The organism is Arsukibacterium sp. (assembly GCF_036735525.1).
Classification (GTDB): domain Bacteria; phylum Pseudomonadota; class Gammaproteobacteria; order Enterobacterales; family Alteromonadaceae; genus Alishewanella.
On record NZ_DAINOE010000026.1, the window covers coordinates 13,284 to 33,714 of the forward strand.

The 20,431-nt window shown below is 49.4% G+C and carries 14 protein-coding genes; 6 read left to right on the forward strand and 8 right to left on the reverse strand.

Annotated elements, in window-relative coordinates; all coding sequences use genetic code 11:
• Positions 1-9 precede the first annotated feature (9 nt).
• The 8 genes from ybeY to V7D78_RS07115 all read right to left on the reverse strand — a co-directional run bounded on the left by ybeY (position 10) and on the right by V7D78_RS07115 (position 11,330).
• Complete coding sequence (gene ybeY / locus V7D78_RS07080) at positions 10-471, reverse strand: rRNA maturation RNase YbeY (protein ID WP_333607744.1); 462 nt, start codon at positions 469-471, stop codon at positions 10-12.
• A complete protein-coding gene (locus tag V7D78_RS07085) occupies positions 468-1,523 on the reverse strand; it encodes a PhoH family protein (RefSeq protein WP_333607745.1) in 1,056 nt (351 codons plus the stop codon). The genes ybeY and V7D78_RS07085 overlap by 4 nt, the downstream gene beginning before the upstream one ends.
• Before the next feature lie 33 nt (positions 1,524-1,556).
• The gene (miaB, locus tag V7D78_RS07090) at positions 1,557-2,981 is read right to left on the reverse strand and encodes a tRNA (N6-isopentenyl adenosine(37)-C2)-methylthiotransferase MiaB (RefSeq protein WP_333607746.1); all 1,425 of its coding nucleotides are present in this window, start codon (positions 2,979-2,981) and stop codon (positions 1,557-1,559) included.
• Positions 2,982-3,081: 100 nt separating this feature from the next.
• Positions 3,082-3,930: a DMT family transporter gene (locus V7D78_RS07095; protein WP_333607747.1), complete on the reverse strand. Its 849-nt coding sequence runs from the start codon at positions 3,928-3,930 to the stop codon at positions 3,082-3,084.
• A gap of 119 nt (positions 3,931-4,049) precedes the next feature.
• A complete protein-coding gene (locus V7D78_RS07100) occupies positions 4,050-8,582 on the reverse strand; it encodes an EAL domain-containing protein (RefSeq protein WP_333607748.1) in 4,533 nt (1,510 codons plus the stop codon).
• Between the two features lie 117 nt (positions 8,583-8,699).
• Entirely contained in the window at positions 8,700-9,665 is a 966-nt protein-coding gene (locus tag V7D78_RS07105; protein WP_333607749.1) for a cobalamin biosynthesis protein, read from the reverse strand.
• On the reverse strand, positions 9,662-10,375 hold the full coding sequence (gene mtnN, locus V7D78_RS07110) for a 5'-methylthioadenosine/S-adenosylhomocysteine nucleosidase (RefSeq protein ID WP_333607750.1): 714 nt from the start codon (positions 10,373-10,375) through the stop codon (positions 9,662-9,664). The genes V7D78_RS07105 and mtnN overlap by 4 nt, the downstream gene beginning before the upstream one ends.
• Positions 10,376-10,433: 58 nt before the next feature.
• Positions 10,434-11,330 carry a pirin family protein gene (locus tag V7D78_RS07115; RefSeq protein WP_333607751.1) on the reverse strand — a complete coding sequence of 299 codons (897 nt, stop codon included), beginning with the start codon at positions 11,328-11,330 and terminating at the stop codon, positions 10,434-10,436.
• Positions 11,331-11,485: 155 nt separating this feature from the next.
• On the opposite strand from V7D78_RS07115, the gene V7D78_RS07120 reads away from it, so the two are divergent.
• The 6 genes from V7D78_RS07120 to V7D78_RS07145 all read left to right on the forward strand — a co-directional run bounded on the left by V7D78_RS07120 (position 11,486) and on the right by V7D78_RS07145 (position 20,376).
• On the forward strand, positions 11,486-12,022 hold the full coding sequence (locus V7D78_RS07120; protein ID WP_333607752.1) for a hypothetical protein: 537 nt from the start codon (positions 11,486-11,488) through the stop codon (positions 12,020-12,022).
• A 268-nt stretch (positions 12,023-12,290) separates the two neighbouring features.
• Complete coding sequence (locus V7D78_RS07125; protein WP_333607753.1) at positions 12,291-12,635, forward strand: HopJ type III effector protein; 345 nt, start codon at positions 12,291-12,293, stop codon at positions 12,633-12,635.
• A 175-nt stretch (positions 12,636-12,810) separates the two neighbouring features.
• A complete protein-coding gene (locus V7D78_RS07130; RefSeq protein ID WP_333607754.1) occupies positions 12,811-13,869 on the forward strand; it encodes an efflux RND transporter periplasmic adaptor subunit in 1,059 nt (352 codons plus the stop codon).
• A gap of 1 nt (position 13,870) precedes the next feature.
• Positions 13,871-17,065, forward strand: a complete 3,195-nt coding sequence (locus tag V7D78_RS07135) for an efflux RND transporter permease subunit (protein WP_333607755.1) — start codon at positions 13,871-13,873, stop codon at positions 17,063-17,065.
• 71 nt (positions 17,066-17,136) lie between these two features.
• Entirely contained in the window at positions 17,137-18,732 is a 1,596-nt protein-coding gene (locus V7D78_RS07140) for a serine hydrolase (RefSeq protein ID WP_333607756.1), read from the forward strand.
• Between the two features lie 90 nt (positions 18,733-18,822).
• Positions 18,823-20,376, forward strand: coding sequence for a methyl-accepting chemotaxis protein (locus tag V7D78_RS07145; protein ID WP_333607757.1), 1,554 nt, complete (start codon positions 18,823-18,825; stop codon positions 20,374-20,376).
• Positions 20,377-20,431 lie beyond the last annotated feature (55 nt).

The following is a 20,431-nucleotide window of genomic DNA, read 5'->3' on the forward strand; positions in this document are numbered from 1 at the left end:
AAAAGAAACCTATTCGTCATCCAACAAATAAGGGTTAGTTATGCCAAGCTGTTGTAAAATTTGGATCTCTTCTGCTTCCATTTGCTCAGCATCAGCATCATTTATATGGTCAAATCCCAATAAATGCAAGCAGCCATGTATTACCATATGCGCCCAATGCGCTTCTAACGATTTTTTTTGTGTTAAGGCTTCCTCTGCCACCACGGGCGCGCAGATCACTAAATCACCCAACAGCGGTAATTCTATGCCTGCGGGTGCCGTGAAAGGGAAGCTTAACACATTGGTCGGCTTATCTTTTTTTCGATAGCTAAGGTTAAGCTGTTGGCTCTCAGCGTTATCGACAATGCGAATGGTGACTTCTGCCTCGTCTTGAAACGGCACAATGGCGGCTTCCAGCCATAACTGAAATTGTGCTGCGTCAGGCAGATCAGCGGCAGTTGTCGCCAGTTGTAAATCAAGAAGAATACTCATGCCGGCTTGCTGCCTGCGCTTGGTATTTTAACTGCCTGAGCGGCTTTGGCCGCTTCTGCTGCTTGCTGCTCTTTGGCTGCTTCATGTGCTTCATAAGCCTGCACGATGCGCTGTACTATAGGGTGGCGCACCACATCTTTGGCATTAAAAAAATTAAAGCTGATGTCGTTTACCTCCGATAGCACGTCTATCGCATGTTTTAAGCCGGAATACTGCCCGCGAGGTAAGTCGACTTGGGTAATGTCACCGGTAATCACCGCTTTGGCACTAAAACCAATACGGGTTAAAAACATCTTCATTTGCTCGGTGGTAGTATTTTGGCTTTCATCCAGAATAATAAAAGCATCATTTAAGGTGCGGCCACGCATATAGGCCAGTGGCGCAATTTCAATAACGCCGCGCTCCAGATATTTTTCTACTTTTTCAAACCCAAGCATTTCAAACAGCGCGTCGTATAATGGCCGTAAATAAGGATCGACTTTTTGCGCTAAATCGCCGGGTAAAAAGCCTAGTTTTTCACCGGCTTCCACCGCCGGGCGGGTCAGCACTATGCGCTTTACCATACCAGACTCCAGCGCGTCTACCGCACAGGCTACCGCCAGATAAGTTTTACCGGTACCAGCAGGGCCTATGCCAAAGCTGACATCATGCTGCAGTACATTGCTGACATAAATGGCTTGGTTCTGGTTGCGCGGTTTAATCAGGCCTTTTTTGGTTTTCAGGCTGAATTCGCGGGTTGGGCCGGTATCCGCCTGATACTGGATATCAAATTGCTCGCTTATCATCAGGTGGACCTGCTCAGGCGTAATGGCAGCGGCCTGAGCATCTTTATTGGCGGTAAGTTGATACAGACTGCTCAACATATCACTGGCGGCCTGCACATTCACTTGCGGACCACTGATGGTAATAAGGTTATCCCGATGACTGATTTCTACCAGTAAGCGCCGTTCAAGATGCTTGAGGTTATCATCATAGGGGCCAACCAGGAGCGTTAGCCGGCGGTGGTCTGCCGGCGTCAGGCTAAGTTCAGTGCTGATAATCTGCTCAGACAAAGTGACCATCCTGTATTAAGGCAAAATGTGGCATCATGGCGTGTATGTAGTAACACCCAGTACGTCGGCTTTCGGCTGGCGGGCTAAAATTTGTGCCGGGCTGATGGCACGTCTTAAGCCCATCTCTGCTTCAGTGCGCAGTAGCTCACCGCGCAATGAATTACTGAACACATCGGTAATCTTCACGTCAACAAACTGGCCCACCATCTCAGGAGTACCTTCAAAGTTAACTACCCGGTTATTTTCAGTACGGCCGGTTAATTCCATAATATTCTTTTTGGAGGGGCCTTCTACCAGAATACGTTGCTCAGTGCCTAACATGCCACGGGCAATCCGCAGCGCTTGCTGATTAATACGGTCTTGCAAAATATACAGCCGTTGTTTTTTGGTGTCTTCGCTAACGTCATCTGGCAAATCTGCGGCCGGTGTGCCGGGACGGGCACTGTAGATAAAGCTGAAACTCATATCAAAATCTATCGCCTGGATCAGATCCATCGTGGCCTGAAAATCGGCATCGTCTTCACCGGGGAAGCCGATAATAAAATCAGACGACATACTTAAATTTGGCCGGATTTTCTTTAACTTGCGAATTTGTGCTTTGTATTCCAGCGCGGTATGGCCACGCTTCATCAGATTTAAAATGCGATCTGAGCCTGATTGCACCGGCAAATGCAAGTGATCCACCAGCTCAGGCACATCACGATATACCTCAATAATATCATCGGTAAATTCAATGGGGTGTGATGTGGTATAGCGAATGCGATCGATGCCATCAATAGCGGCAACTAAGCGTAATAACTCAGCAAAATGGCAGATAGCACCATCATGAGTCTGACCGCGGTAACCATTAACGTTTTGGCCCAGCAGGTTTACCTCGCGCACGCCCTGTGCTGCCAGTTGGGCAATTTCAAACAATACATCATCCAGCGGGCGGCTGACTTCTTCACCGCGGGTGTAGGGGACGACGCAAAAGGTACAGTACTTAGAACAGCCTTCCATAATAGAGACGAAGGCGGTAGGGCCTTCGGCTTTGGGCTCTGGCAGGCGATCGAATTTTTCTATTTCAGGAAATGACACATCCACTACCGGCGAGTGAGAGCCACGCACGGAATTAATCATTTCGGGTAAGCGGTGCAGAGTTTGTGGGCCAAATACGATATCAACATAGGGCGCGCGATCGCGAATCGCTTTACCTTCCTGAGAGGCTACACAGCCGCCGACACCGATAATCAGATCCGGGTTTTTCAACTTTAATGGACGCCAGCGGCCGAGTTGATGAAACACTTTTTCCTGGGCTTTTTCGCGAATAGAGCAGGTGTTCAGCAAGATCACATCTGCTTCTTCTGCTTCTTCGGTCAGGGTATAGCCATGAGTGGCATCCAGCAGGTCAGCCATTTTTGATGAGTCGTACTCATTCATCTGGCAGCCCCAGGTTTTAATGTGCAGCTTCTTGCCCATTGTCTGTCGTTACCTGTGTTGTCGCATCTAAAAAAGGGAGCGTATTTTAGCCTGTTCAGCGCCACAGTGCCAGCCTGGTGCGTAAAAGCTTTTTGTACCCTTATAGCAGGCGCTGGCGTGTGGTCACATAGCCGGCATAAAATATCACCGCCACCCCAGCCACCCAGCCCCAGGTCACCGGCTCTTGCCAGAACAGGTAACCAAAAGCCCCGGCAAACAGCACACTGCTATAGGTCCACATACCAATATCGCTGGCCGGAGCAGTAGCAAAAGCCCGGGTCATCGCCAGCTGACCAATGGCAGCAAAAATACCCATGCCGACAAAAGCCAGCCATACTTCTGTGGGTAAGGCTTGCCAGTAAAAAGGTAAGGGCGCGGCTGAAAACAGTGTGGTGAGCAGCGAAAAGTAAAACACGATCCGTACGGCTGACTCGGTGCGGGCCATGGCGCGAATAGTGGTTTTGGTAATGGCCACTAAAAATGCCGAGAACAACGCCAGCACTAATACTAAATTTAAACTGGGATCTGGGGTGGGCAGTGCCAGCACCACGCCAACAAAACCCAATGCGATACCGGTTAAGGTTAGTCGTGTTGGCCGTTCATTCAGCCAGATGCGCGCCAGCAGGGGAACAATAAAAGGCGATAACATGATGACCATCATGGCTTGAGCTAATGGCAGTTGTGATAGCACATAGAAAAAGCAGTACATCGACACCAGACCACTGATAGCGCGGCTCAGGTGTAAATACCAACGCGAGGTTTTTAGCATGCTAAAGCCATGTTGATATAAAAAGGGCAACATGAGTACCAGAGCAAACAGGTTGCGGAAAAACACGATCTGTACTTCTGAGGCCATATCACTGCTGTATTTGACCACAGCACCAATAGCGGCGAAGCAGGCTTCAGCCAGTAATAACAGTAAAGCACCTTTTACAAGATGGGGTTGCATGTGGCTTCCATAGCGGGCTCAGCGGGCGGCGCTATTATAACAGGCTACAGCCGTAACCACTGTTTGTTGCTAACTTATTTATCGCAGCCAGCGAGCAACTGGGCTTGATGACGGCACTCTTATTGCGCAGCGGGCTGGTTGAACTGATTACTGTTCAGTAAGGTTAACAATGCCTCTGCCGGCATAGGTTTGGCGAATAAAAACCCTTGTATAAAGTAGCACTGGCGCCGGGTGAAAAAGGCCAGCTGTTGTTCGGTTTCTACGCCTTCGGCTATGCAGTACATGCCCAGGCTGTTGGCCATACTGAGCATGGCATCAATAATGGTCTCATCGTTATGATCTATGCCAATATCTTTAACAAAACTGCGATCAATTTTTATTGCGTCTATTGGCAATTCTTTTAAGTATTTTAGTGAGGAGTAACCGGTACCAAAATCATCCAGAGCCAGCTCTATGCCCAGCTTATTTAACGCCAGCATAGTATCTATAGCGCTTTGGTGATCACGCATCAGCGCACTTTCGGTAATTTCAAAGCGCAGGCAACTGGCGGGCAACTGATAAGCTTTTAGTAAAGCCGCAGTATGTTCGGCCAGTTCAGCTTGCTCCAGATGCTGAGTAGATAAATTAACCGATAAATACAATTGATGGCCGGCTGCGCGCCACTGCGCTACATCTTTTAGTGCAAGCTTTAACAGGCTTTGGGTCATTTTAACAATCAGCCGGAGCTCTTCTGCCAGGGGAATAAACTCGCTTGGTGGGATCATGCCATCACGGCTTTGCCAGCGCAGTAAGACTTCAACGCCAACAATCGACTGGTTTTGACTGTTGATAATGGGTTGATAAAAGTTCACAAACTCTTGTTGCTGCAATGCCTGGCGTAGCTGAGTTTCACGCGCCAGTTGCAGATGGGCCTTTTCGTTCATTTCACTGATAAAAAACTGGAAGTTATTACGTCCGGCTTCTTTGGCATGGTACATGGCCACATCAGCATGTTTTAGTAATTCAGTGGCATTACTGGCATCATCCGGATAAATGGCTATGCCGATACTGGGTGACACACCCACCGTATGTGGCCCTAATTGCATAGGCTCACTGACTGAGGTTAGCATTTTACGCGCTACATGGCTTAGGTTGTGATTAGCTTTGTAGCCTTCCAGTAACACGACAAATTCATCCCCGCCCAGCCGGGCTACGGTATCGCTCTCCCGTAACGTCAGACTGAGTCGGCGTGCCACTTCTTTTAGCAATAAATCGCCAACGTCATGGCCAAGTGAATCATTGATATGTTTAAATTTGTCCAGATCAATAAAGCACAGTGCCAGTGGGCGTTTATCGCGGCGGGCTTGTTCAATACCATGAAGAATGCGATCCATCAATAGTGCCCGATTGGGTAAACCGGTAAGGGCGTCATAATTTGCCAGGTAGCGCAGTTCTTCTTCCGCCAGTTTTTGGGCAGTAATATCGGTAAACACCAACACATAAAAGGCCACCTGCTGCTCGCCAATGGCACTGATATTAATAAGGGTAGGGCGCTCCCGGCCATCGGGGGTTATCACCTGCTCCTCGCCCTGCCAGTGTTCGCCGAGTTTTAAACCCCTTAGCAATCGGGTATAAAAACGTCTTCGCACCAGACTAATACCCAAATGGTGAGTGCGCGGGTTATCCAGGTAATCTTCAATCTTGCCGAAGGCGGTGGTAAATGACTGATTTGCCGCTATGACTCTCTGCTGTGCATCAAGGATCACTACCCAGTCACGGGTTTGCTGAAAGGCCTCACCAAACAGCTTGGCTTGCTCCATACTGGCTCGGGTTTCGGTAATGTTACTGTAAGTGCCTACCGCAGCAGCTACACTGCCATCAGCATGCAGTTGTGTGGCGCGCCCCTGATCGCGGAACCATAACCAATGGCCTTTTTGATGTTTTAATCGGTAGGTCACGGCAAAATCATGCTCTGGCTGCTGTAAAAAACGCTGCCATTGTTGGCTGTATTTATTTTTATCTTCGGGATGAATAAGAGATAGATGCTGTGGCAATGTCATACCATCCATCATTTCGCTGTAACCAAGCATAGTACTGGGGCGAGAGGAAATCAGCATGTTACTGCTGGCTTGCCATTCAAAGGCGCCACTGTCGACCGAGTGTAAAGCTTGTTTCAAACGCTGTTCACTGGCTCTAACCTCTTGGTTTGCAGTCTGTAGCAGTTGCTGCTGGTTTCTGCGATAACGCCATAACACAATAATAAACAAGGCAGCTATTAGCAGATATAGCGATATAGCCCAATAAGACAGCCAGGGTGGCGGAGCTATAGTCAGTTGTAAGCGGGCAACCGGACTCTCTTTATTCGTATTGGGCGCAATGGCAACTACGTTAAAGGTGTAGCGGCCCGGACGAAGTTGTGGGAAGGTGACTTCAGAATGGCTTTGTATTGGGTAACTGACTGCATTCGAGCCCTCCAGCCAGAAGCGGTAGCGAATCTTATGAGCCTGATAGTAATTAAGTGGGCTAAAACGCAGTTGAATACCCAGATCCCGATGACTGAGCTTGAGTTGTTGGTTATTCAGCACGCCAACACGCGGAAGAAAGTCACCTGCCAGAACATTCACCCCGGTAATAACCACTCTGGGTTCAGGTAAGGTCTTTGGCAACAATTGAGGATCCACCAGCACTATGCCGCGCATACTGCCAAAAGCCAGCTTACCGTCAGCCATTTTAGTGCTCATACCGTCGTTAAATTCGTGAACAGCCAAATCATCAGCTTTGTTAAAATGTTCAATAGAGAGGTTTGTCGGGTTCAGACGACTCAATCCCTGATGGCTGCTAAACCAGATAAAGCCGAGTGTATCCTGTTGCAGCGCATAGACTCCGTTGGATGTCAGTATGTTTTTTGCGGAAAAATGATGGATGAGTTGCATCGTCTTAGCGTCAAAACCGAGCAGACCTATACCCTGCATCCCCACCCACAACACATCGTGCTCGTCTAGCAGCATGTTAGAGGCATTACGGTGTAAATGCGGAAGAAAGTCAGGCACCTGATAGATTAAGCTCAGTTGCTCCAGTTTGATATGGTAACGCCATATTTGATCAGAAACGGCTACCAGCAAGCTATCGTCTTGATCAGGTGCCAGGCCAAGAATGCCGTGAAAGTCACTTATCTTTAACTGGCGACTAAAAGCCTTTAGTGGTTTAATTTCACCAGTAGCCGGTTGATATTGATAAACTTGTTGACGGTATAAATAAATAAAACTGCCATCGTTATGCCGGTAAAAGTAGAAAGCGCCTTCACCAAGTAAGGTGGCATCTTCTTTATTTTTCAGGGGCAAATCAACTAACACACCTTGTTGTTTGTCAAAATAATTCAAACCAGTTGCGGAAACAAACCATAATTTTTGCGGGTTTTCAGCAAAAAGTTGTATCACTGTACCCTGGTGCCATGTTGCTTTAGGGTCATCACTGATAAAAAAACTTTGCGCCTCACCACTTTGGATATCTATAGCATGCAAGCCGTTATCGCTGCCGTACCAAAGCCGCTGCCCGCTGTGAATAATGTCATAGACCTTGTCACTGCTTATAGCTGAGACTTTGCTGGTAGCTGAATACTGGCTAAAAGCGCGACTGCTAGGGTGCCAGTAAAAAGCGCCATCATCCCGCGATGCTAACCAAAAACCGCCATGTTCATCTTGCACTATATCTAAGATATTGTTGTTATATAGATCCAATTTGCTATCGCTAAACCTCAACAGTGTTTCAGCTACACTCTGTTGCTCCCTGTGCATCTTTAATAAGCCTTGATCTGTCGCCAGCAATAATTGCTTATCTTGCCAATGTAATGCCCAAATATTGCGCTCAGGCAAAAAAATATCGGCTTGGTAAGCGGTACCTTCGGCCAGGTAGTGCTGAATTTGTGGCAAGGGTATGCGATAAAGCCCTTCAACAGTGCCCACCCATAGATAGCGATCATCAATACGAAGAAGCTTTACATGAAGTTGATCGGCATTGGTGTTGGCAAAAGGTAGGTGCTGAAGAAACTGGCTTGTTTTGCTTTTTAGTTCCAGGTGGTGCAGCCCATGACTGCCGCCCAAAAAGACAGCACCATCAGAGTATAGCAATGTTCTGAAAAAGACATCATCCTGCTGGCTGCTATCAATGCTGTATAAAATCTGAAGATTGCCTGTAGTTAACTCAAGTTGGTATAAGGTATGATTTGTCAATAAAAGCAGATTATTGATGTCAACTTCTACCATATCAAGAAAATACTCGTGGCGGTGTTGCTCAGTGTTTTCAGGTAACTTGATGATTATATCAAATACGCCATCTTCTGGATGGAACAAATACAAGCCGGCCAATGTCGACAAGGCCCAAATTCGTTGCTGGCTGTCTTCAAGAATGCGGCTGAAGGATTGCTCTTGCAGGCTATGCTGGCGGCTTTTAAGTTGCACCACCTCACGGCTATCAAATCTATTGATACCTCCTGCTGTGGCTAGCCATAAAAAGCCCTGACTATCGATGATTAAGTCGTTGACAGAGCCCTGGCTTAAACCCGAATCAGGGGTTAGTGGCATCAGTACCGGCGTGTTTGCAGAAACCGGCATAGCCGGAAAACTCAGCACACTGAGTCCAAGCAGAGCGCAGGCCAACACAGCTGCAAATTTCAAGCTAAGTCCCTCTGATTCAAAAATATATTCTTCTTTTTTTATGGCAGGTAACGACCATATAACGCAGTGCTCATCTTGTCCAGTGCTGTAACAGCGCCTTAGCAGTTAGTGCCATTATTAGCTTAGCGCGCGCCATACAAACTGCAGCAATATTACTACCAGACAACCGCATAACACTAGCCATTGCTGTTGACGCAGCAGTCGCAATAAGCGCTGAATATCTGCAGGGGTAGGTTCATTTGCTGCCTGCAGCCGCTCACGTGTCAGCTTGTGTTGAGCGTAAAACAACGGTCCACCCAAGCGCACATTTAACTTGGCTGAGGTCAACCTGAGCAGTGCGGCCTGACTCAGCCGAAAATAGCCGCCAGAGGATTGCCTAAGCGCGTTAATACTGTTGCGCAATGCACTTTGTAACAGCAATAAAAATGTCGCCAGCCAAAGACCAGGTAATTGGCCGATGGCATAGAGTACGGCACTGCAAAGGCCAAAATGGCGGTTATGCTTAAGTTTAACCGACCATTGTTGCGCCATTGCCTGCACCAGAGCATAAGTCAGGGCCAGCAAAGCGCCACCGAGAAGATACCAGAAAAAGATCGCCAGGTACTGGCTGGCAAAACGCAGGCTGGCACTTTCTATTAAGGCCTTACTTAAACCCAGTTCTGATAACTTATCGGTATCTCTTAATAGCAAAGGGCTGGCCAGTTGACGGGCCAAGCGCAATTGAGGTTGCTGTAACAAGCGGGCGATACGAGCGATTTGCACCTCATACGGCTGCCAGCTCAAGCAAATAAACAGCAGTAATATGTCAATCATCACTGGCCAGGCAGAAATCATCAGCAGACCATAAGCTATGCCTAAGGGCCAGAGCAGCATCAGTAATAAGGCAAGGCCACCGGCTAACCGTTGTTGTGCTGCCGGCCGGCTATAATCGGGATGCACTTTAGCGGCCAGCCGTTTGGCCAGCCACATAAAAGCGGTGCGTGGCTGCAGCTGCAGCCTGCTGCTTAAATAATGGCTGGCAAGTGCGGCCAAAAGCCATACAGCGGCAGGGCTGCTGATGATTGCCAGCCAGTCGGGTGTCACGCTGTTTTATCAGCCGCAAGTTTGGGTAGCATTACAGTGACCATAGCAGAGCTGTTTTTGGCAGCGATGCTCAAAAAGGCCTCAAAAGAGGTGGGAGACTCTTTACCGGCAATATCACTTAAGCTGCGGATCACCACAAAGGGGGTATTCAGCATATGGCAGACTTGTGCAATAGCTGCGCCTTCCATTTCTACTGCCAGCATGGTTGGGAATTGCTGGCGGACCCGGGCAATGCGCTCAGGGTCACACATAAAGCTATCGCCGGTAGCAATGAGGCCTTTGCGGGTTTGGCAAAAACCCAGCTCGCTGATACTTTGCTCGGCGGCACTAACCAAGGCGGCATCGGCGATAAAACTGGCCGGCATTTGCGGTACCTGGCCAGGGGCATAACCGAAGGCCGTGACATCAACATCATGGTGGATCACATCAGTGCTGATCACCACATCGCCCACCTGCAAATCGTCGGCAAAGCCGCCTGCAGAACCGGTATTGATAATACAGTCAGGCGCAAACTGGTTGATCATTAAGGTAGTTGCCACGGCTGCAGCCACCTTGCCTATTCCCGATTGCACTATCACCACTGGCTGTGATGCCAGTTCACCCAGATAAAAAGTATAGCCACCCAGTTGCTCAGTACGACAGTGTTGCAGCTGCTGTTTTAACAGAGCGACTTCTTGCTCCATCGCCCCGATAATTCCTACTAATTGCATAAAGCGCCTCTGACAATAAAATTGCCATTATAAAGCGCTGCTGCACTAAAAGCTGCTATTAAGCGTGATTTTGTTGCAGCTGTATTTGGCCAACCGTTTTGTTATCGGTCAGACGACCTTGCTGGTAGTCAGCGATGGCCTGCTCTATTTCGGCTACGGTGTTCATCACAAAGGGGCCATACTGCACTACCGGCTCATTCAGCGGCTTAGCGGCTAATACTAATAACCGGCAGTCATGCTTAGCCACCAGCGTAACCAAAGCGCCGGGCGTTAACACCCCCGCATGGTGCTCTGGCACTTGTTGTAACTCTCCGTCGGCTTTGCGCAGCGCAACACTGCCTTCAAAAGGGTAAATCATTGCCTGATGAAATTCTGGCAGCGTTAATTGGTACTCAGTATCAGCCTTAAGCGTCACATCATAATACTGTGGATCCGTGCTCAGACCACCAATAGGACCATGTTGTTGCTGGCCATTAAGTTCGATACTGCCGGCGATCAGCTTGAGGTTAACACCAGGCGCGGGTGAAAACTGCGGGATTTGCTCGGGTTTAATATCCACATAGGCCGCCGCTTTCATTTTTTCTGCCGCAGGCAGGTTTAACCACAACTGAAAGCCACGCATCAACCCTTGCTCTTGTTGCGGCATTTCTGAGTGAATAATGCCGCGCCCGGCCGTCATCCATTGGACACCGCCACTTTTTAAGTGGCCTTTATTACCCATATGATCTTCATGCAACATATGGCCATCGAGCATGTAGGTCACGGTTTCAAAACCACGATGCGGATGCGCCGGGAAGCCTTTGATATAGTCATTCGCCTGCGCTGAGCCAAAGCAATCCAGCATTAAGAACGGGTCTAGCCTCAGCTTTGGGTTTTGCCCCAGGCTGCGTTTGATTTTAACACCAGCACCATCAGATACACTGATAGCCGGAATAAGTTGGCTAAGTTGTCTCATAACACCTCCAAATAGTAATAAGTCATTTAATAACAAATTTTTCAGAATGAAAATGGCATTTATAGACAGTTATTATTCAACTTTATAGAAAGATTGTTCAGTTCTAGTTAAGTTCAAGCTGTTATAGTCCGTTCTACAACAACAAGGAGCTCATCATGAAAAAACTTATCTTATGTACAATATTAGGCGCAGCCTTATTCAGTGCTCATAGTCAGGCAGACTTACGTTGGAATTATATTGGCGCCGGTTACGCTGATGCCTTTGGCGATGGTCCCTACGTAGAGGCTTCATTTAAGCTTGATCCCTCATTCGTACTGCAGGCCGATTACAGCCGCTTGTCACGGGGCGCTGCCAATTATAATGTGATGAGCGTTGGCATAAACTATTTGTCTAACTTTAAACTGGATTTCACCCCGCGTAGCCAAACTTATTTGATGCTGGGCTTAGATAATGTATCAGGTGCGGATGACAGTACAGGAGTCTATGGTGGTGTTGGCTTGCGTCATCCGTTAACAACGCAGGTAGAATTGTTTACCCAGGCTAGCTATCATACCGTTGGTGATGATTACGGTAGTTTTGCCGGCGGCATTGCGTTCTTTTTAAGCCCTGATTGGGCTGTACGTAGCAGTATGGCCTTAAATAGCGGCAAAGTGAGTGATGAGTTCCGTTTGGGTATGTCTTATCAGTTCTAACCTAAAGGTGAAGACATAGCCTAATGTAGTCAACCAGAATGTTAAAAGCCGCTTAAAGCGGCTTTTTGTTTTTTTAACGTCTTGAACAGTTTAACGCTGAGTAATCATTGCAGATGGGCAGACTTAATCTTATTATCAAAGAGTGCGGTGGCAGGGTTTTGCTTTTTTAAAGGGCAAATGTCTGCATAGTTAAGTCTATAAAGTTGTCATAACAGGTGAGTAAATTTATGCCATTGAGGGCAAGCCGTCATTTATCAGGGAGCTTTTTATGTTAGATGCCTTTTTTATTCAGTTAAGCACTGAGCCAGAAACCATTAGTTTTGAGCAAAGCATTGAGATTATTGACCAACATTATCATTTTACGCCAACGGCGTTTCAAAATGGCCAGCAGGCGAATCAGGCCGGTGAAAACAATGGCGCCTGTAAAATTCTGGCTTTTGGACAATTACACCAGTTATCTGAGCCGCAAACCCTACAATTATTTGGGCATTTTTATCAGCAAGTCATTGCCACGCCAGCCGGCACTGATCATCAGAATATCCGTAATTTTATGCGCACCGGTTGGGATGGTGTGGTATTCAGTCAATCGCCGTTAACATTAAAACAGGACTGAATATCTCCCGCTGTTTTTTGCTTATCTTCTGTGACAGCAGGTTGACCACTTGAGGTTATCCTGCTGCATATCAGTCATTTGGCTGTTATCTTTGTGTATTAATCTGCTTTTCACTGCCTGACCAGCTAACAACTGGTAGATTATTCATTTAGTCAAAGACTATACGGGGAAGTGTGTGTGGTGTAGCCGCTGTTTAGTATTAGTATCCTTGCTGCTGGCAGGGTGTCAGCCAACAGAGACAGTTAGCTCGGATCGAGGTAATGGTGATAGTCGTGACGTTCGTTCTTTGCCAGTGGCTGCGGCTGAAGTGAAGCACCGTGATTTATCACGCCGGTTAGTGTTGTCGGCTGATGTGCGTGCCCGTCAGGTAGTGCGGCTAACGGCTCGTAGCCGCGGTTTAGTGGAACAGATACTGGTAGAAGAAGGGGATGCGGTCAGTGCTGGCCAGTTATTGCTGGTATTAGAGCTGAGTGAGCAACGCGCCGAGTTGCAGCGGGCGGCTGCGGTGTTAGAGCAGGCAAAACTGGCTTACCAGCGGCAACAACAGCTATTTGCGCGTAATTTAACCAGCGCTGCGGATTATCAGTCGCAAGCTGCGGCACTAAGGGTGGCCGAAAGTGAGCATCAGCTGTGGCAAACCCGGTTAGCCTTTGGCCAGATAGTAGCGCCGCGCAGTGGTGTGGTTAGTATGCGGGCAGTCGAGTTGGGTGAGGTGGTGCGCGAGCAGGATACCTTACTGGAAATCTCGGCCATGGATGAGTTAGTGTTGCATTTGGGCGTGTCTGAGCGCGACGTCGCTCAGTTACAGGTTGGCGCCGAACTTAGCGTGCAACTCGATGCCATGCCCGGCCTTGATTGGCCTGCGCAAGTCAGGCGTATTTTCCCCGCTACCGACAGCCTGAGCCGCTTTGTTACCGTTGAGGTAGCACTGCCGGCAGAGGCCTATAGTCAGGGAGTAAAACCTGGCTTTTTGGCCCGGGCTAATATGTTGATTGATGCCCGCGAGCAAGTCCTCGCGGTACCGGCCTCTGCGGTGGTTAATCAGGATGACAAGCCCTATGTATTCCTTATCCGTCAGGACCGGCTGCACTTGCAACATGTTGAGCTGGGTGTCAGCCGCGGCCAGTGGCTGGAAATCAGCAGTGGCCTGCAACAGGGTGATATAGTGCTGGCCAATGCCAGTCTGGATATGCAGCATAATCAGCCGGTGCGGATTGTCGGCTGGAGGGGCTAGCATGACAGCAGAGACAAAGACCACTCGCGGCGGTATCACTGGTTGGGCTATCGGCCGGCCGGTCGGTACCATGGCGTTAAGCTCGGTTATCTTAATTATTGGTTTGTTTTTTATTCAGCGCTTGCCGGTAGATCTGCTGCCTCATATTGAATATCCACAAATTAGGGTATCGGTCAATTATCCGGGAGTGGCGCCTGAGGTCATGGAAGAGCAGGTAACCCGGGTATTGGAGCGCAATCTGGCGTCGGTCGAAGATTTAGTGCATCTGGATAGCCGTGCATCTGAAGGCCGTACCAACATTAATCTGCATTTTGGCTTTGGCACTAACCTGGATATTGCGCTGCAAAACACTGCCCGGGCGATGGAGCGGGCCCGCACCCAATTGCCACCCGACATTGACCCGCCTCGGCTATTTAAATTTGACCCCTCAGAAGCGCCGGTGTGGCAGGCAGGCTTTAGCTCTGCAGTGCGCACTGAAGTGGAAGTGCGCGATTGGATTGAAAACCGCCTGACCCCCCATCTCATTTCTATTGCCGGTGTATCGTCAGTAGAAGCTGCCGGCGGCTTGCAGCGAGAGTTGGAAATTATTGTTGATCAACACCGTTTAGCCGCCTATGGCTTAACGCTGGATGATGTGGTGCAAATGCTGGCGCGTGAAAACCTTGATGTGGCCGGTGGTTGGGTCACCTCAGCCAGTTTTGATGTCATGGCCAAAACTGAGGGCCGTTTTCGCTCGGTAGCGGAGCTACAGCAATTATTGCTCAATGTGCCGGGCAGTCCGCAGCAAATACGGCTGACCGAGGTTGCCGAGGTACGCGATGGTTATCGTGAGCAACGGGTATTTTCACGCTTAAATGGGGTACCTGCGGTGCAGGTGTCTATTTTTAAACTGCCACAGGCTAATACCGTGCAGGTGGTGGAGCAGTTGCAACAAGTGTTAGCCCGTTTGCAGCGTAGCGGTTTTATTCCGGATGATATTGAATTAAATGCCATAGACGATCCGGCGTTTTTTATTCGTGGTGCTATTGCCAGTGTCAGCAGTGCTGCCTTGCTGGGTGGCGCCCTGGCGATGCTGGTGGTGGTCTTGTTTTTGGGCAGTATCCGCAAAAGTTTTGTGATTGGTTTATCTATTCCAATTGCACTGATGGCCACCTTTGCCATGATGGGACAGAGTGGGCTGACTATTAATATCATCAGCTTAGGTGGTCTGGCATTGGGTATTGGCTTGTTGCTGGATAATGCCATTGTCATGCTGGAAAACATTTACCGCCACTACAACAAGCTAGATAAATCACCGGAGCAGGCGGCTCGTGATGGCGCGGCAGAGGTAGCCTCAGCCATTGCGGCTGGCACCATGACCAACCTGGCGGCGGTAGTGCCATTTTTGCTGATCACTGGCATGGCTGCGCTGATTTTCCGGGAAATGATTTTAACGATCTCCTTTGCCATTCTCGCTACCCTGGCGGCCGCCTTGACCCTGGTGCCGATGTTAGCGGCTTTGCTGGGGAAAATACGCTGGCAAAGTGGTTTAAACCACAGCTGGCCTATTACCGCCTTTAATTCGCTAATTGAAGGCTTACGCCACCGCTATGCGGCGTTGGTGCCTTATATATTACGTGGCCGTTATCTGGTGTTGCTGTTGGTGGCCTTGTTGTTTTATGGCAGCCTGCAGCTATCTGAGCGCTTGGGTTCTGAGTTTTTACCGCCGGTGGATGATGGCTCAGTATCGGTCAGAATGCAGCTGCCCCCTGGCACACCGCCAGATGAAACCAACGCTGCGGCGCGCGTTATAGAGCAAAAGCTGCTGCAGTTACCCCATGTACAATCACGTTTTGTGCTGGTAGGGGGCCATTTAGGCAGCGGTGTAATTAACGAGCGGCCGGGCATGGCCAACTTTAGATTACAGCTGACGCCTGCCAGTCAAAGGCCCGATATGACAGCCGGAGAGTGGGTTAGCATGGCGCAGCGTGAGTTAAGGGCGCTGGCGATTCCGGGGACGCGCATCAGTGTGCGGCCGCCCAGTATTCGTGGCTTGCGTTTTGGTCGCGGCGGGGCCGATTTTTCGGTCGCCATAGTGGGTGAAGATCTACAACAATTGCGTGAAGTCAGCATTGAGGTGGCCAATCGCTTACAGGGCATAGCCGGTTTACAGGGCCTGGAAACCGCCCGGGAAGAGCAAAGCCCGCTGTTACAGGTAAGGGTGGATCGGGAGCGGGCGGCTGACTTTGGGCTTAGGGTATCAGACATTGGCCGGGCTATTCGGCAGGCCGTTAATGGTGCTGTGCCCACCCGTTACATTGATGGTACTCAGGAATACGATGTCAGGGTACGGCTACCCAGATCCCAGGTGCAGGATGCCGAGCAGTTAGGCCAATTGTTATTGTTCCGCCAAGATGGGCAAAGGGTGCAATTGCGCGATCTGGCGCATTTTGAACTGAGCGAGGGACCTGCGCATATTGAACGCGAAAACCAAAGCCGGGTGCTGCGTCTGACCGCTGATATTAATACGGCTGAGGCCGATGTTGCTGCCATTATTACCGAGGTAGAAGCGCGGCTGGCAGATTTAACCTTGCCCCCGCAGTTTAGCCTGGTGCTGGGCGGGCAATGGGAAACCATGCAAGAAAGCCAGACCGAGCTTTATACCGTGATAGCACTGGCCATTTTTCTGGTGTTTGTGGTGTTGGCGGTGCAGTACGAAAAGCTCAGTAACCCGCTGGTAATTATCTTAACTGCGCCCTTGGCACTGATTGGTGTGGTGGTGGCGTTGTGGTTAACCGATAGCCTGTTATCGGCGCCGGTATTAATAGGGGTGGTGCTACTTATTGGTATAGTGGTGAATAATGCCATTTTACTGGTAGAGTATATTGAAATAGAGCGCCGGGCGGGGGTGGCGCTAGAGCAGGCCATTGCCCATGCGGCCAGTGTGCGACTAAGACCGATTTTAATGACCACCTTAACCACGGTAATGGGTATGTTGCCATTGGCATTAGGCCTGGGTGAGGGCGCGGAAATTATGCGACCACTGGCGATCTCTGTGGTGGGGGGCTTATTAGGCTCAACCCTGTTAACCCTTATTGTGGTGCCCGCCTTGTACTATATTATCAATCAGTCAGCACAGTGGTTAGTCTGGCGTTTTACCGGGCGCTTAACCGGGCAAGGTACGGCGACGGCCGACACAGTGAAACATCCTAAATAAACACATTTAGCCTGGTATGCATAATGCTGATATCATCAGCTAAACCATTTCAGGTAAAAAGGAGCGGGGCAATGCGCAACGGGCTATTAACGGTATGCTGTGGAGTGTTGCTGGCGTTTGGCTTGCAAGCTGCGACAGTACAGGAGCAGTTAACAAAAACCGCCACGGCTCAGGCGTTATCTGAGCAGGCACTGGCACCGGTGATCGAGCGGGCCCTGCAAAGCTTTAATACCCCAGGCATGGCAGTAGGTATTAGCTTTCAGGGCGAGCGGCTTCATCTGGCGGGCTATGGTCAGCGCGATCTAGCCCAGCAATTACCGGTTAATGCCCAGACATATTTCCGGCTGGCCTCTGCCAGTAAAGCCTTTACTGCTGCCAGTGTCGCTATTTTAGTCGATGAGGGCAAACTTAACTGGGATGATAAAGTTATCAGTCACCTGCCTGCCTTCAGGTTAAAAGACCCCTGGGTGACGGCAGAATTTACCATCCGGGATTTACTCAGTCATCGTAGCGGTTTGGTCAGCGCCGCCGGCGATAGCATGATTTGGCCTGAGCCCTCAGGTTTTAGCCGCGCAGAAGTTATCCATAACCTGCGATTTTTAACGCCAGAGTTTGGGTTTCGCAGTCGCTATAGCTACAGCAATGTGCTTTACATCACCGCTGCAGAGCTGGTCGCGACGGTATCAGGTCAGCCTTGGGAGCAGTTCGTCGCTGAGCGAATTTTTAGCCCCTTGCAAATGCAATGTTTTGCCGGAGCTATGCCCAGCACATCATTAAGCAATATTGCGCTGGGTTATCGGTTTGACGCGGATAGCGGTTTTATTGAAATACCCCGTAATCATATTAATGGCCAGGGGCTGATGTCAGCGGCGGCGGGCGGCGTGGTCTGCAGTGCCGCTGATACCCTTAACTGGCTGGAATACTTGTTACAACTGCAGCAGGGGAAAGCTGTACCTCAGGTTTTCAGTGCCCGGCAGCTGGCGCAAATGTGGTCGCCACAAACCATTATGACGGCATCAGCACGGGATCAGCAGCTTAACCAAACGCATTTCAGCCATTATGGCTTGGGCTGGCGTATGCATGATATGCACGGCTTTAAAGTGATCACCCATACCGGCACCTTGTCAGGCTACCAGGCCTATGTTGCTTTAGTACCAGCACAACAACTGGCGGTGGTATTGCTCAATAATGGCTCGGACTCAGGCGCCAGAAATGCGGTGATGCAGACGATTTTAAAGGCGCTGGTGCCAGAGCTGGAGCAGGTAGACTGGATAGCCGATGAGCAGGAGCAGCAAGAGTTACGCCGGCAACGTGCGGCGGCCCGGGTCGAGTTACCTGTGGGCACCGGCCAGGTGCAATTGCCATTGGCTGACTACAGTGGTGATTTTGCCGATCAATGGTTTGGAGCTATGCAGCTGACGGAGCAGGCGGGCCAGCTTCGCATTGAATCGGCGCGTATGCTGAATCTGCGCGGCAGTTTAACGCCTTTTGTCGATCACAGTTTTGTGATCAAGTGGGATGATGCCAACGCCGCCCGTGACAGCTTTATTCATTTTCAGGTAAATGGCCTACGTCAGGTCACAGGCTTTACCTTGTCACCCTTTGCGGTAGAAGCCCCCCTTGCCCATGAATGGCGGGATATGTTGTTTTTAAAGAAACAAATGTAGGCAGTTTATCAAACAGCTGTTAGGTGTTTATGTTTATTGCTGCTACTGTTATGGATAGAGCAATAATAAATTCCTAAGGAACAGTAGCCTATGCGCAGCAACCTCCCCGTCACCATGCGTGAGCGGACCTTTTCCGCGCAGGTAAAACTGATTTCCACCACAGATTTAAATAGTAAAATTTTGCACTGCAATGACGCTTTTATTGATATCAGTGGCTTTTCTAAAGAAGAATTAATAGGACAACCACATAATATTGTGCGGCACCCGGATATGCCACCACTGGCCTATGAAATTATGTGGCAGCATCTAAAAACCGGTAAACCCTGGATGGGATTAGTTAAAAACCGCAGTAAAAATGGCGATTTTTACTGGGTCAATGCCTATATTACCCCGATAACAGAGCAGGGTAAAATAGTAGGTTATGAATCGGTGCGCTCTTGTCCCAGCCGCAGTGATGTGGCGCGGGCAGACAAACTATACAAAGCGATCAATGCCGGGGGCTTTAAATCTACCCCGTTTTATCTTAAAAAAAGCGCACTGTATTTATTAGTGGCGTTCATTGTTAATGCGCTGCTGTATAGTTTGGGTTCTTTGGGCTTGCTGCAATTAGGCTTGTTGGTCACAGTGCTCAGTTATGCGTTCTTAGCCGAGCTTAGCCGCCGGGAGTCAATACAGGCAGTTAAAGCTTTATTAGGAGATGCCTTTACTCATCCGTTAGCTTCCAGAACTTATACAGATGATCAGCCAGATGTGGGCGAACTTAAAGTCGCCATTATGAGTTCGCAGGCGCATTTAGGGGCAGTGCTGACCCGGATTGAAGATGCCGCGGTGAATGTATCGCGCCAAGCTGAGCGCGGTTTAAAGCAGGCGGATGCCACTATGTCGCGTATCAGCCAGCAGCAACAGGAAACCGAACAAGCGGCTACCGCCATTAACGAAATGACCACTACTATTGCCGAAGTATCCCAGCATGTGCAACACACCGCAGAACAAGCTGAGCAGGCCAATGAATTGGCCGGGCGCAGCAGGGAATCAGCGGCTACAACGCGCAAGTCAATAGAATCGCTGCGTAATACCGTTCAAAATATCAGTAGCTCAGTGGCCCAGGTGTCTGAGCAAACTCATAATATTGCCAGTGTCGCCCAGATGATTGAGCAAATTGCCGAGCAAACCAACTTGTTAGCTCTTAATGCGGCCATTGAAGCAGCCCGTGCCGGCGAGCAAGGACGCGGCTTTGCTGTTGTGGCTGACGAGGTACGCAACCTGGCGAAAAGGACTCAGGACTCTACCCGAGAAATTCACAGTATTATTAATGAGTTAAGTAACAGAGCTGATGCCGCGGTAAAAGTAGCTGAAGACGGCACCAAGGGTGCAGAAACCGGCTTACAACAGGTTAAAGATACCGAGCAAATGCTAAATGGTATTTCCGAGTCAGTAGAAGCTATCGCCTCAATGTCCATTCAAATGGCCACTGCTGTAGAGCAGCAAGCGCATGTGGCGGAAGATGTGAACCGCCAGGTCGTCAGTATTGCCTCGCTGGCCAATGACAGCCTGACCGAAGCAGATAATTCGGCGAAAACCACTCGCCGACTACAGCAGATAGCCAACGAGTTGCACGAATTAGTGGTGCGCTTTAAACGCTAATTTTGTCTTCTGTTACAAGTATTTTCTTATAAAAAAAAGGCCAGTATTACTGGCC